The 19802-nt window shown below is 54.0% G+C and carries 16 protein-coding genes; 12 read left to right on the forward strand and 4 right to left on the reverse strand.

Going from position 1 to position 19802, the window contains the following annotated elements:
• Window positions 1-6: 6 nt before the first annotated feature.
• The 8 genes from GS646_RS18845 to GS646_RS18880 all read left to right on the forward strand — a co-directional run bounded on the left by GS646_RS18845 (window position 7) and on the right by GS646_RS18880 (window position 8787).
• Window positions 7-486: an invasion associated locus B family protein gene (locus GS646_RS18845; protein WP_171187449.1), complete on the forward strand. Its 480-nt coding sequence runs from the start codon at window positions 7-9 to the stop codon at window positions 484-486.
• A gap of 380 nt (window positions 487-866) precedes the next feature.
• The gene (locus GS646_RS18850; protein ID WP_171187451.1) at window positions 867-1478 is read left to right on the forward strand and encodes a helix-turn-helix domain-containing protein; all 612 of its coding nucleotides are present in this window, start codon (window positions 867-869) and stop codon (window positions 1476-1478) included.
• Between the two features lie 96 nt (window positions 1479-1574).
• Entirely contained in the window at window positions 1575-3158 is a 1584-nt protein-coding gene (locus tag GS646_RS18855; RefSeq protein WP_171187452.1) for an ABC transporter substrate-binding protein, read from the forward strand.
• 59 nt (window positions 3159-3217) lie between these two features.
• Window positions 3218-4159 carry an ABC transporter permease gene (locus GS646_RS18860; protein WP_171187455.1) on the forward strand — a complete coding sequence of 314 codons (942 nt, stop codon included), beginning with the start codon at window positions 3218-3220 and terminating at the stop codon, window positions 4157-4159.
• A complete protein-coding gene (locus GS646_RS18865) occupies window positions 4156-5007 on the forward strand; it encodes an ABC transporter permease (protein ID WP_171187457.1) in 852 nt (283 codons plus the stop codon). Before GS646_RS18860 ends, GS646_RS18865 begins: the two co-directional genes overlap by 4 nt.
• A 3-nt stretch (window positions 5008-5010) precedes the next feature.
• A complete protein-coding gene (locus GS646_RS18870; protein WP_171647885.1) occupies window positions 5011-6003 on the forward strand; it encodes an ABC transporter ATP-binding protein in 993 nt (330 codons plus the stop codon).
• A complete protein-coding gene (locus GS646_RS18875) occupies window positions 6000-6998 on the forward strand; it encodes an ABC transporter ATP-binding protein (protein ID WP_171187461.1) in 999 nt (332 codons plus the stop codon). The genes GS646_RS18870 and GS646_RS18875 overlap by 4 nt, the downstream gene beginning before the upstream one ends.
• Entirely contained in the window at window positions 6991-8787 is a 1797-nt protein-coding gene (locus GS646_RS18880) for an aminopeptidase P family protein (RefSeq protein ID WP_171647883.1), read from the forward strand. Before GS646_RS18875 ends, GS646_RS18880 begins: the two co-directional genes overlap by 8 nt.
• Window positions 8788-8860: 73 nt before the next feature.
• Here the strand turns inward: GS646_RS18880 and GS646_RS18885 are convergent, their stop codons facing one another.
• Entirely contained in the window at window positions 8861-10228 is a 1368-nt protein-coding gene (locus GS646_RS18885) for a hypothetical protein (protein ID WP_171676241.1), read from the reverse strand.
• A 392-nt stretch (window positions 10229-10620) separates the two neighbouring features.
• Between GS646_RS18885 and GS646_RS18890 the strand changes: the two genes are divergently transcribed.
• The 3 genes from GS646_RS18890 to GS646_RS18900 all read left to right on the forward strand — a co-directional run bounded on the left by GS646_RS18890 (window position 10621) and on the right by GS646_RS18900 (window position 14450).
• Entirely contained in the window at window positions 10621-11883 is a 1263-nt protein-coding gene (locus tag GS646_RS18890; protein WP_171187467.1) for a DUF3179 domain-containing (seleno)protein, read from the forward strand.
• 11 nt (window positions 11884-11894) lie between these two features.
• On the forward strand, window positions 11895-13562 hold the full coding sequence (locus GS646_RS18895; protein WP_171187469.1) for a sulfatase-like hydrolase/transferase: 1668 nt from the start codon (window positions 11895-11897) through the stop codon (window positions 13560-13562).
• A 69-nt stretch (window positions 13563-13631) separates the two neighbouring features.
• Window positions 13632-14450 (forward strand): hypothetical protein, encoded by an 819-nt coding sequence (locus GS646_RS18900; RefSeq protein WP_171187471.1) that lies wholly within the window; start codon window positions 13632-13634, stop codon window positions 14448-14450.
• A 91-nt stretch (window positions 14451-14541) separates the two neighbouring features.
• Here the strand turns inward: GS646_RS18900 and GS646_RS18905 are convergent, their stop codons facing one another.
• The gene (locus GS646_RS18905; protein WP_171187474.1) at window positions 14542-14916 is read right to left on the reverse strand and encodes a YkgJ family cysteine cluster protein; all 375 of its coding nucleotides are present in this window, start codon (window positions 14914-14916) and stop codon (window positions 14542-14544) included.
• 159 nt (window positions 14917-15075) lie between these two features.
• On the opposite strand from GS646_RS18905, the gene GS646_RS18910 reads away from it, so the two are divergent.
• Complete coding sequence (locus GS646_RS18910; RefSeq protein WP_171105850.1) at window positions 15076-15288, forward strand: hypothetical protein; 213 nt, start codon at window positions 15076-15078, stop codon at window positions 15286-15288.
• A gap of 6 nt (window positions 15289-15294) precedes the next feature.
• Here GS646_RS18910 and GS646_RS18915 read toward each other — a convergent pair whose 3' ends face one another.
• Together GS646_RS18915 and GS646_RS18920 are read right to left on the reverse strand one after the other, a co-directional pair.
• On the reverse strand, window positions 15295-16425 hold the full coding sequence (locus GS646_RS18915; protein ID WP_171187476.1) for a hypothetical protein: 1131 nt from the start codon (window positions 16423-16425) through the stop codon (window positions 15295-15297).
• The gene (locus GS646_RS18920; RefSeq protein WP_171647879.1) at window positions 16415-19759 is read right to left on the reverse strand and encodes an adenylate/guanylate cyclase domain-containing protein; all 3345 of its coding nucleotides are present in this window, start codon (window positions 19757-19759) and stop codon (window positions 16415-16417) included. Before GS646_RS18920 ends, GS646_RS18915 begins: the two co-directional genes overlap by 11 nt.
• Window positions 19760-19802: the final 43 nt, after the last annotated feature.

Below are 19802 nucleotides of genomic sequence, written 5' to 3' on the forward strand. Positions count from 1 at the left end.
AGCTGAATGAAAACTTGGATTTGTGTCTTGGGCGTCTCGATGGGGTTGGCGCTGCCGCTGGCCGCGCAGGAAACTGAGGCACCGCTTTGGTCTGTCAATTGCAGCAATTTGGTCAGTGGGGGCGAGTTGGTTTGCGAGATGACACAAAGCATTGTTCTGGCCGAAAACAATCAACGTCTGACCTCGATCGCATTTGTGAAACCGGCTGGAAAAGACGAGGTTGAGGCTGTGCTAACCCTTCCTTTTGGACTGTTGTTTTCCGAAGGGCTGGTGGCCAGTGTTGATGGCACCGAAGTCGCGCAGCCCGCGTTTCTGACCTGCGAGGCGCAGGGGTGTTTTGCCCGCTCAACGGTTTCCTCGGACTGGATGTCTGCCATGCGCGCCGGAGACCAGTTGACGATCGCAGGGGTAAACCGGATCGGTGAACCGATTACCTTTACCTACGATCTGGCGGGTTTCAGCAAGGTCTCTGATCTGCTGCCGTAAGTTCCACCTCAGGGTTACACCTGGACTGCGCCCGCACAGGCTGGCGCAGCACTTTAATTTCGAATTTTGCTTGAAGCACTCTTAGCTCAGGATGACCTGTAATACGGCGGCGATGTGCAGGTATCATTCCAGTTCTGAAAAGAGCCAAAGACCCGCACCACGCACCGTTGACGTCCTGCTTAGGTTGTCGGGGTCGCAAGAAAAAATACAAAACTGTCACCCAAAAACATGGGCATAAATTGGATCGCGCCACTCCACTCTGAGACACTGCGCGGTATCCTTATCAGTCTAAGCATTTTAGGCTGATAAAAATAAATTTTGATCTTCGCCGAATAATTCTATTGAATGGCTTGCACTTTCCGAAGCCCAGGAGATCGTGAATGCAAGCCCCGACCAAGCATGCCAAGTCCAAGCAGAAAGGTAAGCCGACTGAGCTGGGGCAGGCCATTCGCAGGCGGCGCAAGGCGATGGGAAAGACTTTAGATCAGGTGGCGCAATCTGCCGAGCTGACAACCGGATTTCTGTCGCAAGTGGAACGCGGGCTAAGTTCTCCGTCGTTGACATCCCTGATGTCGATCGCGGCGGCCTTGCAGACCAGTATCGAGCAATTGCTCAGTGTGCCCGAGGTGTATTCCCAATATGTTGCGCGGGATAACCGCCAGTCCTATTCGCTTGGAACACGTGGGCGTTATTATGAAAAACTGGGTCCGGGATTTGCTGGCGCGTTGTTCCACCCGCAGATCGTTCATCGCCCTGCTGGGCATGTTTCTGAACGCATGTGCCATACTGGTGAGGCCTTCTGCTATCTGTTGTCGGGGCAGTTGGAATATCATTTGGGTGATCAGGTTTTCACGCTGTCGCCGGGCGATGTGATTCATCACGACACCTCAACATTGCACTATTCAATCGTGCTGGGTGAGACCGAAGCGGTTGAGCTTTGGGTTACGACTTCGCCGATCAACAATACTTCTGATCAAGATGCGCGCGCTTAAAAAGTTTTTGTCATTGCTAAAAAAAACTTTAGTAATGTTAAAAATTGGTTATTCTCCCCTCGCATGAAGCAGATGCTGTTGCGGGAGGACAAGAGAATGCATTTGAAATCGGTACTTGGACTGGTTGTTGCCTCATCTTTGGCGGTGCCAGCGTTGGCGCAGGAACGAGGCGGCACGCTGAATTTCGCCAGATATGACGGATCAAGATTGATTGACCCGATCTATGCGGATCGAAATCCTGACATTTGGATGGTTGGCAGCTTGTTCGATACGCTGCTGCGCGGCAGCGCCGATGGAAACTCTGTTGAACCCGGTTTGGCTGAAACGTTTTCTGTCTCAGACGACGGCAAGACGGTATCTTTGACCCTGCGAGAGGGCATTCTGTTTGCCGACGGATCACCCATGTCAGGGGGCGATGTCGTATTCTCTCTGGACCGGGCGCGGAACCCGGATCTTAGCCCTTGGGCGGGCCTGTTGGGTTCAATTGATACTGTGTCAGCCGATGGCAATGCGGTCACGATTTCTTTGACGGATGCAGACCCAACCATTCTGTCTATGCTGGCAACGTTCAACACGGCGATTGTCTCCAAAGCGGCCTTTGACGCAGCACCAGGTGATACGGATCAGGATAAATCCGCAGCAATCTTTGCCTCGACATCTGCTGGCGTCGGATCCGGCCCATTTTACCTGTGCGGTTTTGAACAAGGGGCCTCGATGGATTTCTGCGCCAATGAGAATTACTGGCGCATGGGCGCGGACGGCAAACCGCTGCCTTACTTGGAAGGTGTACATTTCGAGATCATCCCGGATGACGCCACCCGCATTCTGAGCCTGCAGGCTGGTGAAGTGGACGCAGCCGAATTTATCCCGTTCAGCCGTGTGGCCGAGTTGGAGGCTGATCCGAATATCAGTATGCAGCTCTACCCATCGACACGGATCATCTATTCTCCGATCAACACGCGCGAAACGCGCGCTGACGGCTCACCGAACCCGCTGGCGGATGCCCGCGTGCGGCAGGCGCTGAACTATGGCACCAACAAGGATGCCTTGATCGGTGTGGTTCTGCATGGCGCGGGTCAGCCAATGAGCTCGCCACTGATGGCGAAAGCTACTCAGTACGCCTCTGACCTCAGCCCGCTGTATTCCTATGACATGGAAAAGGCCAAGGCGCTGGTTGCCGAAGCGGGTCTGGAACCGGGCACTGAAGTTACGCTGACAACGCTGGCAGGCTCTGCGGATGACGCGACCATCTTTGCGGCCTTGCAACAGATGTGGGCGCCTTTGGGCATCGAATTGGTGGTTGAACAGGTCGATGGCGCCACGCGAGGGGCAAAGAACCGTTCCGGTGAGTTTGACATCCACACCTATGGCTGGGTCAACGATGTAAACGACCCAAGTCAAGTCGTAGGTTGGCTGGGATATACTCCGACCGCCAAAGCTGTTGGCACGGGTTGGGAGAATGCCGAGTTCAACACTCTGTTCGAAGAAGCCGCGAAAGAGATGGACACCGAGGCTCGCAAAGCCAAATTCGCCAAGATGCAGGACCTTTATGCCGAAGCCGCCCCGCTGCTGTTTATGTACGAGACCCCCTTTGCAGTGGCGCTTGGAACTTCGGTCGAGGGCTATGTTCAGACGCCCTTGGGTAATAACATCTTCGATGAAGCAACAGTCAGCCGGTAAGAGCTGAAGCCCTTGCCTCGCCGCACCCTGGCGGCGGGGCCTTTTGTCGGAGCGCGGATGTGTCCAGCCTGAACTATATCTTCAAACGCCTGTTGATGATGGTGCCGACCTTCTTTCTGGTCATGGTCATCATCTTCATGTTGGTGCGTATGCTGCCGGGTGATCCGGCCATTGCGATGGCAGGTGACCGCGCCTCGGATGCCGATATTCAGGCGATCCGCGAACGGCTGGGTCTGACGGAGCCCATGCTGGTTCAGTTCTGGTTGTTTCTCAGCAATACAGTGCAGGGCGATCTTGGACGTTCGATCCTGATGCGGACGGATGTGATAGATGTGATCGCCGACCGTCTGCCGATAACAGTGTTTCTGACAGTATATTCCGTGGTCCTATCGCTGCTGATTGCCGGGCCGCTGGCCTTTGTCGCCGCGCTCAATCGCGGCCGTTGGCCGGATGCGGTAATCCGCACTGTATTCCAGATCGGCCTTTCGATGCCCGTTTTCTATATCGGTCTGGTTCTGCTGACGTTCTTGGCAGCGCAACTGCGCCTGTTCCCGGTCGGCGGCTACGGGGATACGTTTGGAGAAAAACTGTACCACCTGTTTTTGCCATCGGTCACGGTGGCGCTTTACACCTCGGCCATCATCATGCGGAACCTGCGCAGCGCGATTATCGAGGTTCTTGACGCCGAGTATGTCCAGTTCGCCCGCGCCAAGGGCCTGCCGTCGCGCCTGATCCTTGGACGGCACGTGTTGCGCAATGCGCTGATTTCGACCGTCACGCTGCTGGGCCTGTCCATCGGCAACCTAATGAGCGGAACGCTTGTGACCGAGACGGTGTTTGCCGTGCCGGGAATGGGGCGGCTGATGCTAGAGGCGATCTTTGCCCGCGACTATCCGCTGATTCAGGGCCTGACGCTGACCTTTGCGGTGTTGGTCTCGCTGGTGTTTCTAATGACGGACCTGTTCCAGAGCTGCCTTGATCCAAGGATGCGCCTGCAATGAGTGATGTGACCTTCGCCGCTGACCGCCCTTCTTTCCTGCGTATGGCCTTGCGAAAGCCAGGTTTTGTCGCCGGGATGCTGATCATCGGGTTTTCGATCCTGCTGGCGATTTTTCCAGGGGTCTTCGCGCCATATGATCCAAATGCGATTGATTACAACGCAATCCGTCAACCTCCGTCATGGGCGCACCCGTTTGGGACCGATCTGTTGGGCCGAGACAGCCTTTCGAGGGTGATCTGGGCCTATCAGGTCAATATGCAAATGGCTGTGTTCGGCACCGTGTTTGCGCTGGTAACAGGTGTGATCATCGGCGCACTGGTCGGCTATTACCGAGGCATCGCCGATATGATCTTTGGCCGGATTGTTGATGCAGTCATCACCTTCCCGTTTCTGGTACTGGTGATCGCGGTGGTCGCTGTGCTGGGGCCGGGATTGGTCAATATGTATATCGCCATCTCGGTGGTCTATTGGGTGTATTACGCGCGTCTGATGCGAGCCGAAGTCATCGCTCAGATGGGCAATGACTATGCGGCCGCCGGGGTCGTCATGGGCTATTCCGACCGTCGCATCATCTTCCGCCACTTGCTGCCCAACGCGATCACGCCTGTGATCGTTTATTGGATGACCGACATGGCACTGGTGATCCTTCTGGGGTCTTCGCTCGGCTATCTGGGGTTGGGTGCACAACCGCCGCAGGCCGAATGGGGCGTTCTGATTGCCGAAGGGCGCAACTTTATCTCAACCGCGTGGTGGTTGAGCCTGATGCCGGGGCTCGCAATTGTTTTGACCGGTCTTGGTTTTTCCCTGTTGGGCGACGGGTTGGCCGATCTGTTGAGGCCGAGGGGGTAAGGGATGGAAGACAACACACCGATCCTGCAGGTCGAGGGCCTGAACACCACCTTCTACCGCAACGGCAGCGCCTTGCCTGCCTTGCGTGACGTGAGCTTTTCTGTCGCGCAGGGTGAGGTCCTAGGGCTGGTCGGGGAAAGCGGATCAGGCAAAAGCGTCACGTTGCGTTCGATCATTGGACTTGCGCGCCGTTACGGGGATGTAACCGGAACAGTGCGTTGGCAAGGGCGCGATCTGGTCGGGATGGCAGATCGCGCCCTGCGTCAAATTCAGGGGCGTGAGATCGCGATGATCTTTCAAGAGCCGATGACCTCTCTCAACCCGCTGCTGACGGTTGGTCTACAACTTGAAGAGACGTTGCGCGCCCATACCGACCTGTCGCGAGCAGCGCGCCGGGATCGTGCTATAGAGATGCTGGATCTGGTCGGTATCCCGTCGGCTTCACAACGGTTGAAGGACTACCCGCACCAGTTTTCCGGCGGCATGAGGCAACGGGTGATGATCGCCATTGCGCTGGCAGCGAACCCTAAATTGTTGCTTGCGGATGAGCCAACCACGGCGCTGGACGTCACCATTCAGGCCCAGATCCTCGATCTGATTCTTCAACTGGCGCAGGACTTGGATATGGGGGTGGTGATGGTCACGCATGATCTGGGCGTCGTGGCGCAGACTTGCGACAGAGTTGCGGTGATGTATGCGGGCCGGATCGTCGAGCAAGGGCCGGTCAGGGATGTCCTGCGCGAACCGCGTCATCCCTATACCGTTGGTCTGATGCGCTCGGTGCCCGAGAATTTGCCGCCTCGCACACCTCTTTACTCCATACCCGGCGTACCACCGGGGTTGGACGCTTTGCCTGTGGGATGTGCTTTTGCCCCGCGCTGCGCGTCATGTATTTCACCATGCAGTCAGGATCGCCCGGCCTTGTCTTTGATCACCGAAGGGCGGCAGGTGGCCTGTTTCAATCCGATTGCCACGTCTCAGGGGAATGCCGCATGAGCGCCACGGTGATGGAAATCCGCGACCTGCATCTGCGCTTTCCTTTAGGGCGCAGCCCAGGCGATTTTCTGACCGGTCGCCCCGGTCGTGTCGTGAACGCACTGAATGGTGTCAGCCTGGATCTGATCCGGGGCGAAACACTGGGTGTCGTAGGAGAGTCCGGCTGCGGCAAGTCCACACTCGCCCGCTGTATCGTACGGCTTTACAAACCCAGTGATGGTGAAATTCGTTTTGATGGTCATGATATCTTTGCGGCCGATCAGCGTCCGGACAGGGTGTATAATCGTCGCGTTCAGATGATGTTTCAGGATCCGTACTCGTCTCTGAATCCGAGGATGACAACGGGGCAAATCCTGACCGAAGCGCTGCGCGTGCATGAGATGCGCCCAGAAGCGGACATCCCCGAGCGCGTTGCCGAGTTGCTGGAGCTGGTGCGATTGCCGCAAGATGCACAGCACAAGCTGCCGCATGAGTTTTCGGGCGGGCAGCGCCAACGTATCGCCATTGCCCGCGCTTTGGCGGTCGAGCCCGAGGTTCTGATCGCGGATGAACTGGTCTCGGCACTGGATGTTTCGGTGCAAGCACAGGTGGTCAATCTGTTGCTTGAATTGCAGGAGACTTTGGGGCTGACAATCCTGTTCGTCGCTCATGACCTACGATTGGTGCGTCACGTTTCAAACCGTGTTGCGGTGATTTATCTGGGCCGGATTGTCGAGATCGGAGACAGCGAGACGCTGTTTTCCGCCCCGGCGCACCCTTACAGTCAGGCGTTACTGCAAGCGGCCCCATCGCTGAACCCCGATGATCGGGGCAGGGCGGTCAAGCTGGAAGGCGAACTGCCTTCGCCCCTGAATATGCCGTCCGGTTGCCCGTTCCATGTGCGCTGCCGCCACGCCACCGAAATCTGCAAAGCAACTCGACCCACCCTGCAACCATTCAAGGAGCAGGGCGAAGTTGCCTGCCATCATGTTGAAGAGATCAATACCCATGCTTGACGCCCCTGACGCGAACAAGGCTCCAATCGTCGCCGCTTTGCGCGCGGAAATGAAAGCCAGACAATTGGATGCATTTATTTTGCCGCGATATGATGCGCATCAGGCGGAATATGTTGCGCCGCATGATGAAAGGCTTGCTTACGTGACCGGGTTTACCGGATCGGCAGGTCTTGCCATCATCACCATGGATACGGTCGCGCTGTTTGTGGATGGGCGCTATGTTGTTCAGGCGGTGAACCAATGCCCCAAGCCATTGTTCTCGCACCACCATTTGTTCGATGATCCGCCCGAAGATTGGCTGGCGGGTGTGGCGCAGCTCGGCTGGCAGGTTGGATTTGATCCGATGCATATTCCTCCAACCTTATTCGACCGGTTTGCCAAGGCGGTCCAGCAAGGCAAGCTGGTCACTGTCGAAGATAACCCGGTTGACAGAATTTGGGTGAACCAACCATTGCCCCCGGTTGGAGAAATAGAACCTTTTCCGGTTCAGATTTCAGGTCAGCCGACACGCGAGAAAATCGATGAACTGGTAAGCTGGATGCGGGCCAGCGGTGCGGAACTGTTGGTTGAAACGCAGCCCGACAACATCGCCTGGTTGCTGAACATTCGGGGGGCGGATGTTGCCTTTAACCCAATCCCGCAGTCCTTTGTGTTGGTGAACGCAAACGGTAGTGTGCTTTGGTTTGTTGCGCCGTCTAAGCTACACCCGGATGTTCTCCAGTTCTTGCCCGAGACGGTTCAAGTCCGCGCTCCTGACGAATTTCTGCCTGCTGTAAAAAAGCAAGTCGAGCAGGGGCAGAGTGTCTTGTTCGATCCCGCGTTTTCGCCGGTTGCCGTGCGCGCGACCATAGAAAAAGCCGGTGGTATTGCGCAACCTCATTCAAGTTTCCTAACTGCCCGTAAGGCCGTAAAAAACCCTGTAGAGCTGCAGGGGATGCGATCCTGCCATATCCAAGACGGCATAGCTTGGGTCGAGTTCTGCGCCTGGCTTGCTGCCGAAGTCCCGCGCCGCAGTGAAGCGGGCCAGCCTGTTACAGAGCGCGAAGCAGAAGAGGCGATCTTGCGCTTTCGTCAACGCCAACCCGGTTTTCTTGAACAAAGCTTCAATTCCATATCTGCCGCAGGCGGCAACGCTGCTATGTGCCACTACTCGACACGAGGGGACAATCAGGTGGCGATCCGTCCTGGTGACACATATCTGCTGGATTCCGGTGGTCAGTACGAGACTGGCACCACCGATGCCACCCGCAGCTTCGCTTTTGGGCCAAAACGCCCACAGGGATATGATCGGGCTTACACGGCTGTGTTCCAGGCGTTTCATTCGATAGCGACCCTGCGCTTTCCGCCCGGTACGCAAGGTCATCACATCGATGCAATCTGTCGTCGACCGCTGTGGGACCTCGGGCTGGACTACGATCATGGGACAGGTCATGGAGTGGGCCACCGACTGTCCGTGCATGAACACCCTCAGCGAATTGGCAAGCCCTATAACCCGGTTGATCTGGCGCCGGGCATGATCCTCTCGTTGGAACCAGGATATTACGAGCAAGACAGTTTTGGAATTCGGATCGAAAACCTGGTTGAAATTGTCGAGGTAGATGATGGCTTTCTGACGTTCTCGAACTTGACATGGTGTCCTATTCAAACGGACATGTTGCTGGTCGAGATGCTGACCGATGCCGAGCGTGAATGGATAAACGCGTATAACCAGCGCGTGGTTGAGACGCTGGGGTCCGGTTTGTCATCTGAGGCGCTCGCATGGTCAAAGACAGCGTGCACGCCAGTTTGACCTACATGGGCACTATAAGAGTGGTTTGTTCATGCGACACAGCACAAAACGTGCATGAGTGGCCACGCAATGCCTAAATCTCGTTCAGGGCGCTGATTATGTCTTCGGCATGTGACGGATCGGCGAACAGGGCCCGAAGCAAAGCGCTCAGAGGGTAGTTGGGCCAAGCCTCATCCAAGAGAAGAATTGTTGCCTTTGCCCGGTCGTGCTCTCCCAACCTTTGATAGGCTGCAGCAAGGTAACCGATCGAGATGGCACTGACCGGGTCGCCCAACCTGATCGATCTGTTGAATTGGTCGACGCAGCCCTGATAATCTCCCAAATGAAAATTCGATGATGCCAGCACGCTTCGATATGGGAATCTGCGATTGGTGGTGTCGTAGTTTTGCGCGCGTTTGGCGGACCTGGTAGCACGTTCAAAATCTCCACCAAACAACGCAAACAAAGCGTCAAAGTTAATAACATGGATGTCATCAGGCGCGAGGCGGATCGCACGGTTCGAATGGGCCATCGTCGCTTCGAAGTCGCGCTTGGCAAAAGAGACAAGAGCCAGCGCCGAGTGGCTCCAGCCTTCACCGGGTGCGAGTTCGACGGCCTTATCGGCATGCGCCTCTGCTTGAACCAGAAAATCGCGCTTCTCTGCTCCGGTCGGAGTGGTGATCGCCAGGATCCCTAACGATTGTGCCGAGCCCGCGTATCCGCCAAAATACGAGTTGTCCAACGCAATGGCGCGCTCGAACATACCGCTCACAGCTTGCAATCGGGCACGATCCAGAACTGGGAACATCAAAGGACGCGCTTCGTCAGCCAGATTCATCGCCTGCAGCTTAGTGGGATTGGTGGAAAACAGAGCTTCCCGGACAGCTTGTTGTTTTCTCGCGGCTTCGGATGGGTCTGAGACGCTCGTCGACTGCTGAGGGTTGAATTGAAGGTACAATCCGGTGGCGCATAACAGCAGAACGCCCATCAGTGCAACACTGCGCAACCAATTGCGACGTGTCCAAGGCGTGCCGTTTTCATGGTTGGCCGAAATCACCTCAAACCGGGGTACATATCCTCCGGGATCCACGTGAATGCGCAAACACTCATCCTTGCCGGAATTCGAGTAATAGTTTGCCAGTCGCCGCCGCATACGGCCGGCATCTACGCGCACCACGGCCATTGGATCGCCGCGCCCACCCAGTGATCTGCCGTAGACATCCTCGGCAATCGACTTGGCCCGGATGTTGTCCCCGTGCCCAGCCAAAAGAGTTTCAACGACATATCGTAGAAAAGACTGTAACCGCTCAGCCCCTTCAAATTCCGGGCTGTTCAATATGGCATCCAATGCCTGCCGGATCTCAGGATCCGTCAGGTTTTTCGGAATCGGATCACGGCCCGATTCTGAGTGTAACCCCCTAGATGTCACCACATCAGCCGCTTTCACGCTTTTCGTAAGCATCTGAAAATAAACATGTTACGACGTAACATACGTTAAGATACCTGAATATGTAAATGAATTTCGACGATACTTAACTGGAAAGGAGGGGGAATAGCCTTTTCGCTGAGGCCTAAGCGAGATCAGGTACCTTGGGGATCGACATGGTTTCATTGACATTAGTGTTTCCGGAACAAACGAACGAAATCGGCCGGCTACGCAGTTCGGATACAGTGTTTGCACAAATCTGTGCCGACTATGAAAGCTTGACAGCGCTGCTGCCCTGCGATGCCAGCGATCCAACCTACACAGATTTAACTGATAGCCTTCGGGGGCTTGAGGACGAAATTCGGCTCTACCTCGCGTCCAAATCAAATTCCTCCGAAGGCTAACAAACCGCAGGAAAGGTGATCCAAATGCTGGCTAACTTGTTGTTTTATTTGGGTCTGGTCGTATCGTTGTCTATCGGCTTTATGTATTTCCGCGACCTGGGGGATATCAGCCAGATGGTGTTGAAGGTGAAGCGGAACAATATGATCCGGTTCATTCGAAACGAAAACACTTATATCGCAGTTGGTGTTGGCGGGTTGGCTTTGATGCTGTTGGGTCATCTGATGGGCGGCGGTCCGGGTTGGTTGTTCTTCCTCGGCGCGCCTGCCGTAACGCTTCTTATAGTCTTCCTGTTCGTTTTCCCTTGGATCTGGGTACACGTTGGTCTGCGAAACCAGCAAGACAGCGCCCGTTACTTCCCTATCTCGGAAGCCAAGCAATTCATAAACCCTTCGGCAAGCGTTCTTGTGATCGAAAACAACGGACATGCCCGCGCCCATTCCGATGCGCAGTTGATGCGCCCGCATTTGGCAGGAAATTCTGAGGGGCTGGGTGGCGACGATATTGTGATGACATACTGCGCCATGGCCAATCTGGGTCTGGCTTACAAACCGCAGATTAATGGCAAACGGCTTGATCTTGAAGTCATGGCCCAGCATGGCAACAACCTGATCCTGCGGGACAACACGACAGGCGAGCCCATTCAGCAGATTTACGGCCGTTTTGACAATGATCCGTCCGATCAATCTGCTATGCAGCCCTGGCCTACCTTTCGGATGAGTTTTCGAGGCTTCCAAAAGGCATATCCAGATGGCGAAGTGTTTTTGAACAAACCCTCTTCAAACCCTTTCTTGCGGCTATTCGATCTGTTCACCGAGACCGTTTTCGCCTCGGGGATTGCGAAGCAGCATCAGGAGTCAGCGCCGGTCATGGATAACATGAGCCATAGTGATGACCGGTTGCCCAACAAAACCTACGTTTGGGGCGTTACAATAGCTGACGATGCTGTCTGCTGGACCGATGACTTCATTGCTGAGCATCAAGGGTTGATCAATGCAAACGTTGGGGGCCGAGATGTCGTGGTTGCCTATGACCCGGTCTATGAAAGCGTGGGTGTCTGGTACAATGACGGCGGCGCTCCGATAACGAAAATTGATTTCTTCGGCAATTCAAATCACGGAAAGCTCAGCCGTGTCGAAACCCTGAGATCGGGGATGTTCTGGCATGTCTGGGTCGAGTTCTTTCCGACTACAGACATCAACCGCGTAGGGACTGAAACATTGGACGCAGTCCAAATTCAGAAGCCTCCAGTATCCGAACCCGAAACAGAACCGAAACAAAGCCAATGAGTGGAGGCGACATGAGACAAGTGGTTTGTCTATCCGCGAGCATATGTATCGCAGCTCAAGTGTTAACGGCGCAGGAGGCGCCGATCATTCACGACGCCGAGTATTACATACTGCAAGCCCAACACGCCGAAAAATGGGCCGAGGATGATGCTGCGGTTGACGCGCTGCTTTCCGAGTTCCGGGAGCGCAATAATGGCAATCCGCCAAATATCGTTTCCATCCTGATTGATGATCTTGGTTTCGGGGATATGGGTATACCGGAACTCAACGCAGTACGAGGCATTGAAACTCCGAACATCAATCAATTCTCGGACGAAGGTATGCGGATGGTGCGAATGTACACCGAACCATCCTGTACTCCGACACGGGTTGCTCAAATGACTGGGCGTCTTCCAGTACGCATGGGAATGGGCAACACGACTGTGGATATAGCCGGCTTCGGTCTTCCAGGAAAGGAAGTCACTCTTGCTGAGGTTCTTAAAGAAGCTGGCTATGCCACCAGCCATGTAGGTAAATGGCACATGGGTGACATCGCTGAGAGCTGGGCGATGAACCAGGGTTTCGATTACGCACAACATGCGATCCACCAACAAGGTCAGCTTACGATTTTCAACGACGATGCCATTCGCGAGCAAGTCTCAGTCGGTATCGGAGATTTTGTACCTGATTACGTGCTCGACGAGTGGTTCCGCCCAGACGCTTCAGCAATGATGACCGTCATCGAAGGCGAGGCAGGTGGACCAATCATGGAGATTCGAATGCAACCAGGCGAGCGTTGGGGCGCATTGAAATACGATGAGATGAACCAAGCGTATCAAGACAAAACGATAGAAGAGCTAAGACGTCTTGCTACCGGTGAGCAACCATTCTTCCTTCAATACTGGCCGATGATCCCACTACATAACACGCGTACTGGACGAACTGGGCCAGAGTCACCCAATGGGGGCCTCTACGCCGATAAGCTCCAGTTGCTCGATGAATACCTCGGGGAAATCTTCGCCGAAATGGAAAATCTGGACGTCGCCAATAACACTGTCGTTGTTGTCATGGGTGACAACGGACATTTCACCAAATACTCACCTCAATCCGGCTTCACACCGATGATCTACAAAGGTGGCAAAGGCGACACCACCGAAGGCGGGGTTCGAGTTGACGCCTTTATTCGCTGGCCTGGTGTTATCGGCCCAGATTCAATGGTTAACAACATCTTACACGTCTCCGATCTCTATACGACACTGTCACGTATTGCTGGTGCAGATGGGTTCATCCCGCGCGATCGGCTGGTAGATGGCGTCGATCAGTCAGCATCGATTTTGTTCGCTGATGAATCCAAAGGTCGCCGAGACTCGTTGATCGTGTATAACATTGATAAACCCGGAGCGATCATTAAGGATAAATTCCGAATGAACCTGCCGAAGGACCTAACAAACGGTATTTTGGCAGACTTCATAGACATTTATCGCGACACTCACGAAAAGTATCCTGTCTCGACTGAAGTCGGTGCTTGGGGAGGTCAGGAATTCGTTCGAATTCTCGCTCGTCACCAAGCCCGGAAGGAAAAATTCCCTGACGAGAAGCCCGCGTTCGGCATCCCTTATGAGGGGATTGAAAACATTCGCCCTGAAACCGCCGCGGCAGTTGAGGCATTCAAAATCAAGCAATCCTCGGTAAGCAAATGAGGTGCGTTTTGCCCAAGCATCGCCAGCGTGGCCTGTTCCTGTGGAAGTGAAAAGCTAGGAGATCGGTAAATGAACTTAAATACACCTGCTTGCGCCGTCAGCACGATAACTCTGTCCTATCTGCTTGCTTTTGGCGCGTCCGCTCAATCGCTTCCTGCGCCGGGGCAAGATGACGAAGGCTGGCGGCATACCCTTGGATTTTACTTATTCACACCACTCAGAACCACAGGAACGTCCACGGTTGCAGGTCTTTCGGCTGATCTTGATCTTGATCTGGGCGACGTCTTGGAAGTTCTCGATTTCGCGGCGGCCGGGCGTTACGAAGCCTGGAATGGTGACCTGGGGATTATCGTTGATGCCAACTATGTGGGAATAGAAGAGGACGCGACGCTGCCAGGGCCGCTCGGGTCTTCGGTGAATGTAGACGTTCGGCAAAAGTGGTTTGCGGTCTTAGGCGCTTATCGAATTGCAGACGGCACCTATGGCACCGCCAATCAACGCTATACTGTCGATCTTCAGGGTGGCATTCGATACAACTCGATCCGGCAAGAGATCGACATCACAACACCAGGGCCAACCACTCCACCTGTATTGGGAGGGGATCAAGGCTGGGTCGAACCGGTCATCGGTGCGCGCGGCATGTGGCGATTGAACGAACGATGGACGGCAGTTACGTCAATCGACCTTGGTGGTTTCGGGGCTGGGGGAAATGATCTTCAGATCGGCGCGAATGTCGGTTTCGATTATCAACCCTGGGACAGAACATCGATCATATTTGGATATCGCTATTTCAGCGTTGACTACAGTGACACACTGAGCACGGGTGCGTTTGCCTATGATGTGACCCAACACGGGCCCTACTTTGGATTAAAGTACTTCTTCAATTGAGTGTCTTTACCAAGCAATTCTGACCTATCGTGGCCAAGCCCGATCTGCTCGGGCTGGGTTCAGAGATACTTTGCTCTTTGTCAGTCGCCTTTCAGGTAGACGGGATATGATCTTCGTCACTGTGCAGATTTCTTTCAAATGACAGAAAGTCATAGTACCCGCACCGATCACCATGTGGATATGCGCGGCAAGCCTTGGGCCGCGCGTCGTATACTGTGCAGACGCGCAGGTCCTGGTCGAAAAACACGCATATCTTTTTGTAAACGCGATCAACTTTATGCTTAAGCTTCAACGGATATTGGCTGCGCCCACTGAACATCCCAAACTTGGTGTATTTTGAGATCAGTTTCTCTTCCGAGATGCCCAAATGCGAACACAGCCTGGTGACGTCGGGGGCGAGCAGGTCGATTTCATCGTAGGTGCAACAAAACCCGGGGCATTTGCTGCAATCGTAGTTGGCTGCCATTTTTCCCCCTTAAAGTTTGCTGTGTGGTCTCTGCCTCTGGCAGAGAAATATTGAATATCGGCATGCGTTCAGAACGTTGACTGGGCATCTGGGATAGAAACTAAAACCTTGACCGATTGGATGCGCAAGCTCATTCTCCTGATCAGAAAGGGAGATACCATGAGTGATTTAACTGTATTTGTACAAGAAGCTGATTTGAATGAACTGCCCATTGCCCATCTCAACAAGATTGAAGAAATTCTTTTGCGTTCGCAGGATAGCGCTGTGCAGCAACTGGAAAACATCACAACAGCGATCAAGCTGATCAACGACAACCGCCAAAGACGCGATGGCGGTGGTGGTGTTAAGAAAAACCCGAACAACAAAGGCTGATCCCGGTCAAGATGTCTGAGCGGTGGCTTTGCGCAGCATGTCCGCCGCTCGTGCAAAATTTGGTCGATCACGTAGCAGGGTGGCTACAACAGGATCTGACCAATCAATATGGTCAAGTGCCGTGGCAATTTCTGCGATGCCATAGTCCTGCTGATTTGCGCCACCTGAATGCAAAACGGTCTTTAGGGAAGACATTCCAAACGTAAGCAAGTCGTCCGCGCGTTGCCCTTTTGGCCCGTCGGGCTCCGGGTCCCATAGCGAGCCATGGGTCATCCAGCGGCGGGCTGTGTGCAACAGGTTGCTAAAGCCCACATAAAAGCTTCCAACGCCGATATAGTTCTCTAGCGTATAAACGCGATGTGTGAACTTTCCGGGCAAGAACAGGGTTTCACCAGGGCGGATGACGAACCAGCAGGCACTTTTCAGAGAAAAAAAAGCCTCGGCATCGAACCGGGCGCGGGTTGTCACACTGATCCGTTCAACATCGTCCAGACCAGCTGCAAGCCCTTCATAAGTGTCCCATGCCAGCCACAATTTGCTTCCGATGCAGCAATGATTGCAAACCGCCATATCATCTGAATGAGAGTCGGTCAGTTTACCAGCTGTGCTGAACACTGCAGTCAGCATTTCCAATTCGCGAATGTTTTCGGAAGCACCGGACATGAGATTCCACGGTTGCAGGAAATCCACGTCAAAGAACTCGGAGAGCGCGCTGTCTCTAACCGGGAGGTCTGTGACGCCCATGATAACGCCAGACTGCCGCCAGCGTTGCAGGATTTCCGCGATACTCAGGTCCCGCTTTTCGTCACTTGTTCCCAATCGAACCGGATAAGTCTCTGAGGAAGTGCACTTACTCAACCGGGTCGCCAACTGCTCTGGTGTGCAGACGATGTCACCGTCGCTTTTACGCGCCATGGGCTGAGGGAAATCCCGGTAAAGCGCTGGGGCTTGTTTGGCCATGTTGTCGAACAGGTGCCGTTTTTGAAATGGAGCGGGCTTTAATTCAATGTCCAAAAGCCTTTGCCCAGATCCTTCGGGGAACCGAAGCGCGTTATCGATCTTCTTGAGCTTGCGGAAAAACGCCAGAACGTCCTCTTTCGATTGAGCGGTGTCTGCGCTTTGTCTTTCACGCAACATTCGGTGATCTCCCGCCTAACCGCTCAAGATGCTTCTGTGCTCTTTTCAGGTCCACTGTAGGGTTGCTTGTGTCGACTGCGGCCAGTGCCCGCTTGAGGAACACCAGATCGGGCCATCCCGGATCCTGGGTCGACGCGTGATCTGCCATGCTGAGCGCGGTTTTGAGCATGAGGCTTTTAGCCCCCTGTTCTTCCGCAAGTGTGAAGGCGTCAAGAAAGCACGAGCGCGCGCCATCACGGTCTTGGTTTGAACCCAGCAACAAAAGCTCTCCTTTGACGCGCTGCGCTTCGGGCGATAGCCAGGGTTGTTTGGTGATAATGTCGTCCACCAAGTCCAGCCCTGCGTTTTTCTCACCCGTTTCAAGATGAACCTTTGCCTCAAGCAACGTGCAAAACCCTTGCTGCCAAGTATTTGACATAAGGGCCAGCCCCTCATCATGAAGCCCTTTTTTCGCAAGTGCCCAGCCTTTCAGATTAAGGCTCCACTCGACAAAGAAAGGATAGTTGTGGCGTTTGGATTGTTCGATTATCTCGTCTGATACCTCAATCAGGGCATCATATTCGGAACTGAAATGCAGCAGGACTCCGCGCATCGCCAGTGAGTACACAAGCGATTGTTTATACGCGATTTCTTTTGCCAGTTCCAGCGACCGATCCGCGAACTCAACGGCCTCGTTCGTGCGACCCATATACCAACGGTTGAGCGACAAAAAGCACAAGCTTTCGACGCCGGGGTCCTCGCCGGTCTGGATGGACAGCGATTGAAAACGTGTGGGATCATAAATTTCGACAGATTTGGACAGATGTGTTTCAGCCTGTCGGTGATCACCCCGTAGTGTAGAGGTTACTCCACACAGGTTCCGGGCCACCAGTTTTGAGACTTCGTCATCTCGCTGCTTAGCAAAATCCAAACAAAGATCCGCAAGTTCCTGCGCGCGTGCATAGTCCGACCCAACCTGCGCTGAGTTCCACATTCCATAAAGAATTTCATGCAAACAGGTCTTGTCTTCACCGGAATTGGTAAGCTGCCAGGCGTCTTCATATGCCTGAACAGTTTCAGGCGCAGTATAGCCTTTTACGCTTGTCAGTGCTGCGCCATAGTTCGTAAGCAATTCGATTTTTTGACGTCTCTTTTGTTGATTTGACGGCTTGTTATCGATCAAAGAAAGCGCTTGCTCAAAGTGACTTATCGCTTCTGTCGTGGCCGAGTGTTCCATCGCGCGGCGCCCGGCCGCTTCCCAATACCTCAGCGCTTTTTCTGTGTTGTTTGCCCTGCCAAAGTGTTGGGCCAGAATTTCCGGTGAATTCTTGATTGACTCAGTGCTGGAGTTCTCAAGAACAAATCCGATGCGCGCATGCAATTCGCGCCGGGCCTTGCGTGTAAGGCCATCGTAAATGGCGTCCTGAACCAACGCGTGTTTGAACTTGAATACACCGTCCACTGTGTCCGAAGCATCAACCAACAGGCCAGCGTCGATCAAAACTGCTAGAATGCGGCGCGCTTCGTCGCGTTTTACTCTGGAAATTCTGGACAAAAGAAGTTCAGAGAACTCCCGGCCAATGACGGCAGCGCAGCCGACGAGTTTGCGCGCCTCGGGTGACCTGTCCAAACGTGAAAGCAATGAGTCGTACAGTGTTGCCGGGATCGTCACGTAGTCACGCTGACCGAAAGTGCCCTGCTTTACACCTGTGTCTGAAGCCATGTTGGCACAGACGGTCTTGGTCAGTTCCTCAAGAAAGAATGGAACACCGTCCGACTTATGCAGAATCTGCTGTTCCAGTTGCTCTGATATGGGCATGCCCGGAGACCAGTTTCGAATGATCTGGATGCCTTGTGCGCGCGAGAGCCGGTTGAGCCTCAGACTGGAAACGGAATTCTGGCGATTGATTTCACCGATTTCATCCTGCCGCGATGTAATGACCAGAAATGCCCTGTGGTTGGGAGTTTCAGCAGCAAGGGCATGCAGAAGCTCCAAAGACGTGGGGTCTGCCCAATGCGCATCTTCAAAAAGGATGATCTTTGGTCGGCCATCATTGGAGTGCAGAAGAATCTTGACGAGGCACCTGATGCTCTCGGCTTTCTGCCTTTCGGTCGACATGGCCGCAGGCGCGTCCTTGTGGGTGTCGAAAAACAGCATATTTGCGATCGTTTCACGATCCTGGTGATCGTGGATGCCTTTTTCGCTTAAAAACGCGTAGAGCTTTTCCAGTTTCTTTTTGTCTGTATCGGCGTCGGTTATGTGCGCTTTCGTGGCTACGTAGTCCATCACAGGATGAAGGTAGCTGTTGGTGTAGTAGGACCGACATTCCATCTGCACGGTTTCAGCATTCACTGATGCGCTCTGCGTCAGAAGAGCGGTTGTGATGGCTGACTTTCCGATCCCGGCTTCGCCGGAAACTATTGCGATTTGCCCGTCGCCTTCTACAGTTGTCGCCCACAAGTCATTCAGAATTCCAATTTCGTGGGCGCGGCCAATAATCTCACGAGGGAACTCTCTGCTTTGATGAGAGGGGCGTTCGCTGCTGCCAACAGTTCCCAACACTTCGTAGATTTTTTGGGGCTCTTCAATTCCGCGCAGTGTTATTCCTTCGTGCAACTGAAAATTGAACCTCTGCCACGCCAAGGAGGCTGTCGTGGAACTTACAAAAACTGAATTCGGCTGCGCCGCACCCTGAAGTCGCGCTGCAAAGTTCGGCGTAAAGCCCAGGATATCAATATCTTCGGATTTTCCCGTTGTTTTCTTGTTCAGCAGAACCTTGCCAGTTGCGATGCCAACACGCACAGCCAGCCTTCTGGAGATTTCAAGATTTGAGTCTTCACTGTATTTTTCAATTGCTTTGACAATATCCAGCCCGGCGTGAATTGCGCGTTCAGCGCCATCTTCGTAGGCATGCGGGTGGCCAAAAAAGGCCATCATCCCATCTCCAAGTCTAAAGGCCACAAACCCATCATAGCGTTCGACGGCAGCGGTCCACAGCGCCCGGCATTCCGAGATCGCCTCGCTCAGATCTTCTGAGTCGAACGTATTTGAAAGCGCCGTCCATCCAACCAAATCGCTGAAAAGGACCGTTATCTGCCGATGCTCAGTTGTGGTTTCTGCATTTGTGTCTAATCCGCGAATAGGTGCGGTGTCAGACTTGGTTTCAAATGACGCCCGGTAATGCCGCCGGAACCGCAACCGGTCTCCAATTGGAATTCCAAGCTCAATAAAGTCGGCATCCGTAAGCTCACCGATCATATCCGGTTCAATCGCGGCCTTTTTCATGATGTCGGCGTATTTCCCCAGCCCGGCTTGTTCCAGCCAACTGGACAGGGAGGGAACGATTGGTGACATCTTCAGACAAATCCTGTGCTTTGATTCAAATCCAGTTCTTCAG

Origin of the sequence: Ruegeria sp. HKCCD4315 (genome assembly GCF_013112245.1) — a bacterium.
Classification (GTDB): domain Bacteria; phylum Pseudomonadota; class Alphaproteobacteria; order Rhodobacterales; family Rhodobacteraceae; genus Ruegeria.

Coding starts and splice junctions, on each gene's coding strand:
- GS646_RS18875 (WP_171187461.1), top strand. CDS start 6,000: ATGAGCGCCACGGTGATGGAAATCCGCGACCTGCATCTGCGCTTTCCT.
- GS646_RS18850 (WP_171187451.1), top strand. CDS start 867: ATGCAAGCCCCGACCAAGCATGCCAAGTCCAAGCAGAAAGGTAAGCCG.
- GS646_RS18865 (WP_171187457.1), top strand. CDS start 4,156: ATGAGTGATGTGACCTTCGCCGCTGACCGCCCTTCTTTCCTGCGTATG.
- GS646_RS18900 (WP_171187471.1), top strand. CDS start 13,632: ATGAACTTAAATACACCTGCTTGCGCCGTCAGCACGATAACTCTGTCC.
- GS646_RS18895 (WP_171187469.1), top strand. CDS start 11,895: ATGAGACAAGTGGTTTGTCTATCCGCGAGCATATGTATCGCAGCTCAA.
- GS646_RS18870 (WP_171647885.1), top strand. CDS start 5,011: ATGGAAGACAACACACCGATCCTGCAGGTCGAGGGCCTGAACACCACC.
- GS646_RS18920 (WP_171647879.1), bottom strand. CDS start 19,759: ATGTCACCAATCGTTCCCTCCCTGTCCAGTTGGCTGGAACAAGCCGGG.
- GS646_RS18885 (WP_171676241.1), bottom strand. CDS start 10,228: ATGCTTACGAAAAGCGTGAAAGCGGCTGATGTGGTGACATCTAGGGGG.
- GS646_RS18910 (WP_171105850.1), top strand. CDS start 15,076: ATGAGTGATTTAACTGTATTTGTACAAGAAGCTGATTTGAATGAACTG.
- GS646_RS18890 (WP_171187467.1), top strand. CDS start 10,621: ATGCTGGCTAACTTGTTGTTTTATTTGGGTCTGGTCGTATCGTTGTCT.
- GS646_RS18905 (WP_171187474.1), bottom strand. CDS start 14,916: ATGGCAGCCAACTACGATTGCAGCAAATGCCCCGGGTTTTGTTGCACC.
- GS646_RS18880 (WP_171647883.1), top strand. CDS start 6,991: ATGCTTGACGCCCCTGACGCGAACAAGGCTCCAATCGTCGCCGCTTTG.
- GS646_RS18855 (WP_171187452.1), top strand. CDS start 1,575: ATGCATTTGAAATCGGTACTTGGACTGGTTGTTGCCTCATCTTTGGCG.
- GS646_RS18915 (WP_171187476.1), bottom strand. CDS start 16,425: ATGTTGCGTGAAAGACAAAGCGCAGACACCGCTCAATCGAAAGAGGAC.
- GS646_RS18845 (WP_171187449.1), top strand. CDS start 7: ATGAAAACTTGGATTTGTGTCTTGGGCGTCTCGATGGGGTTGGCGCTG.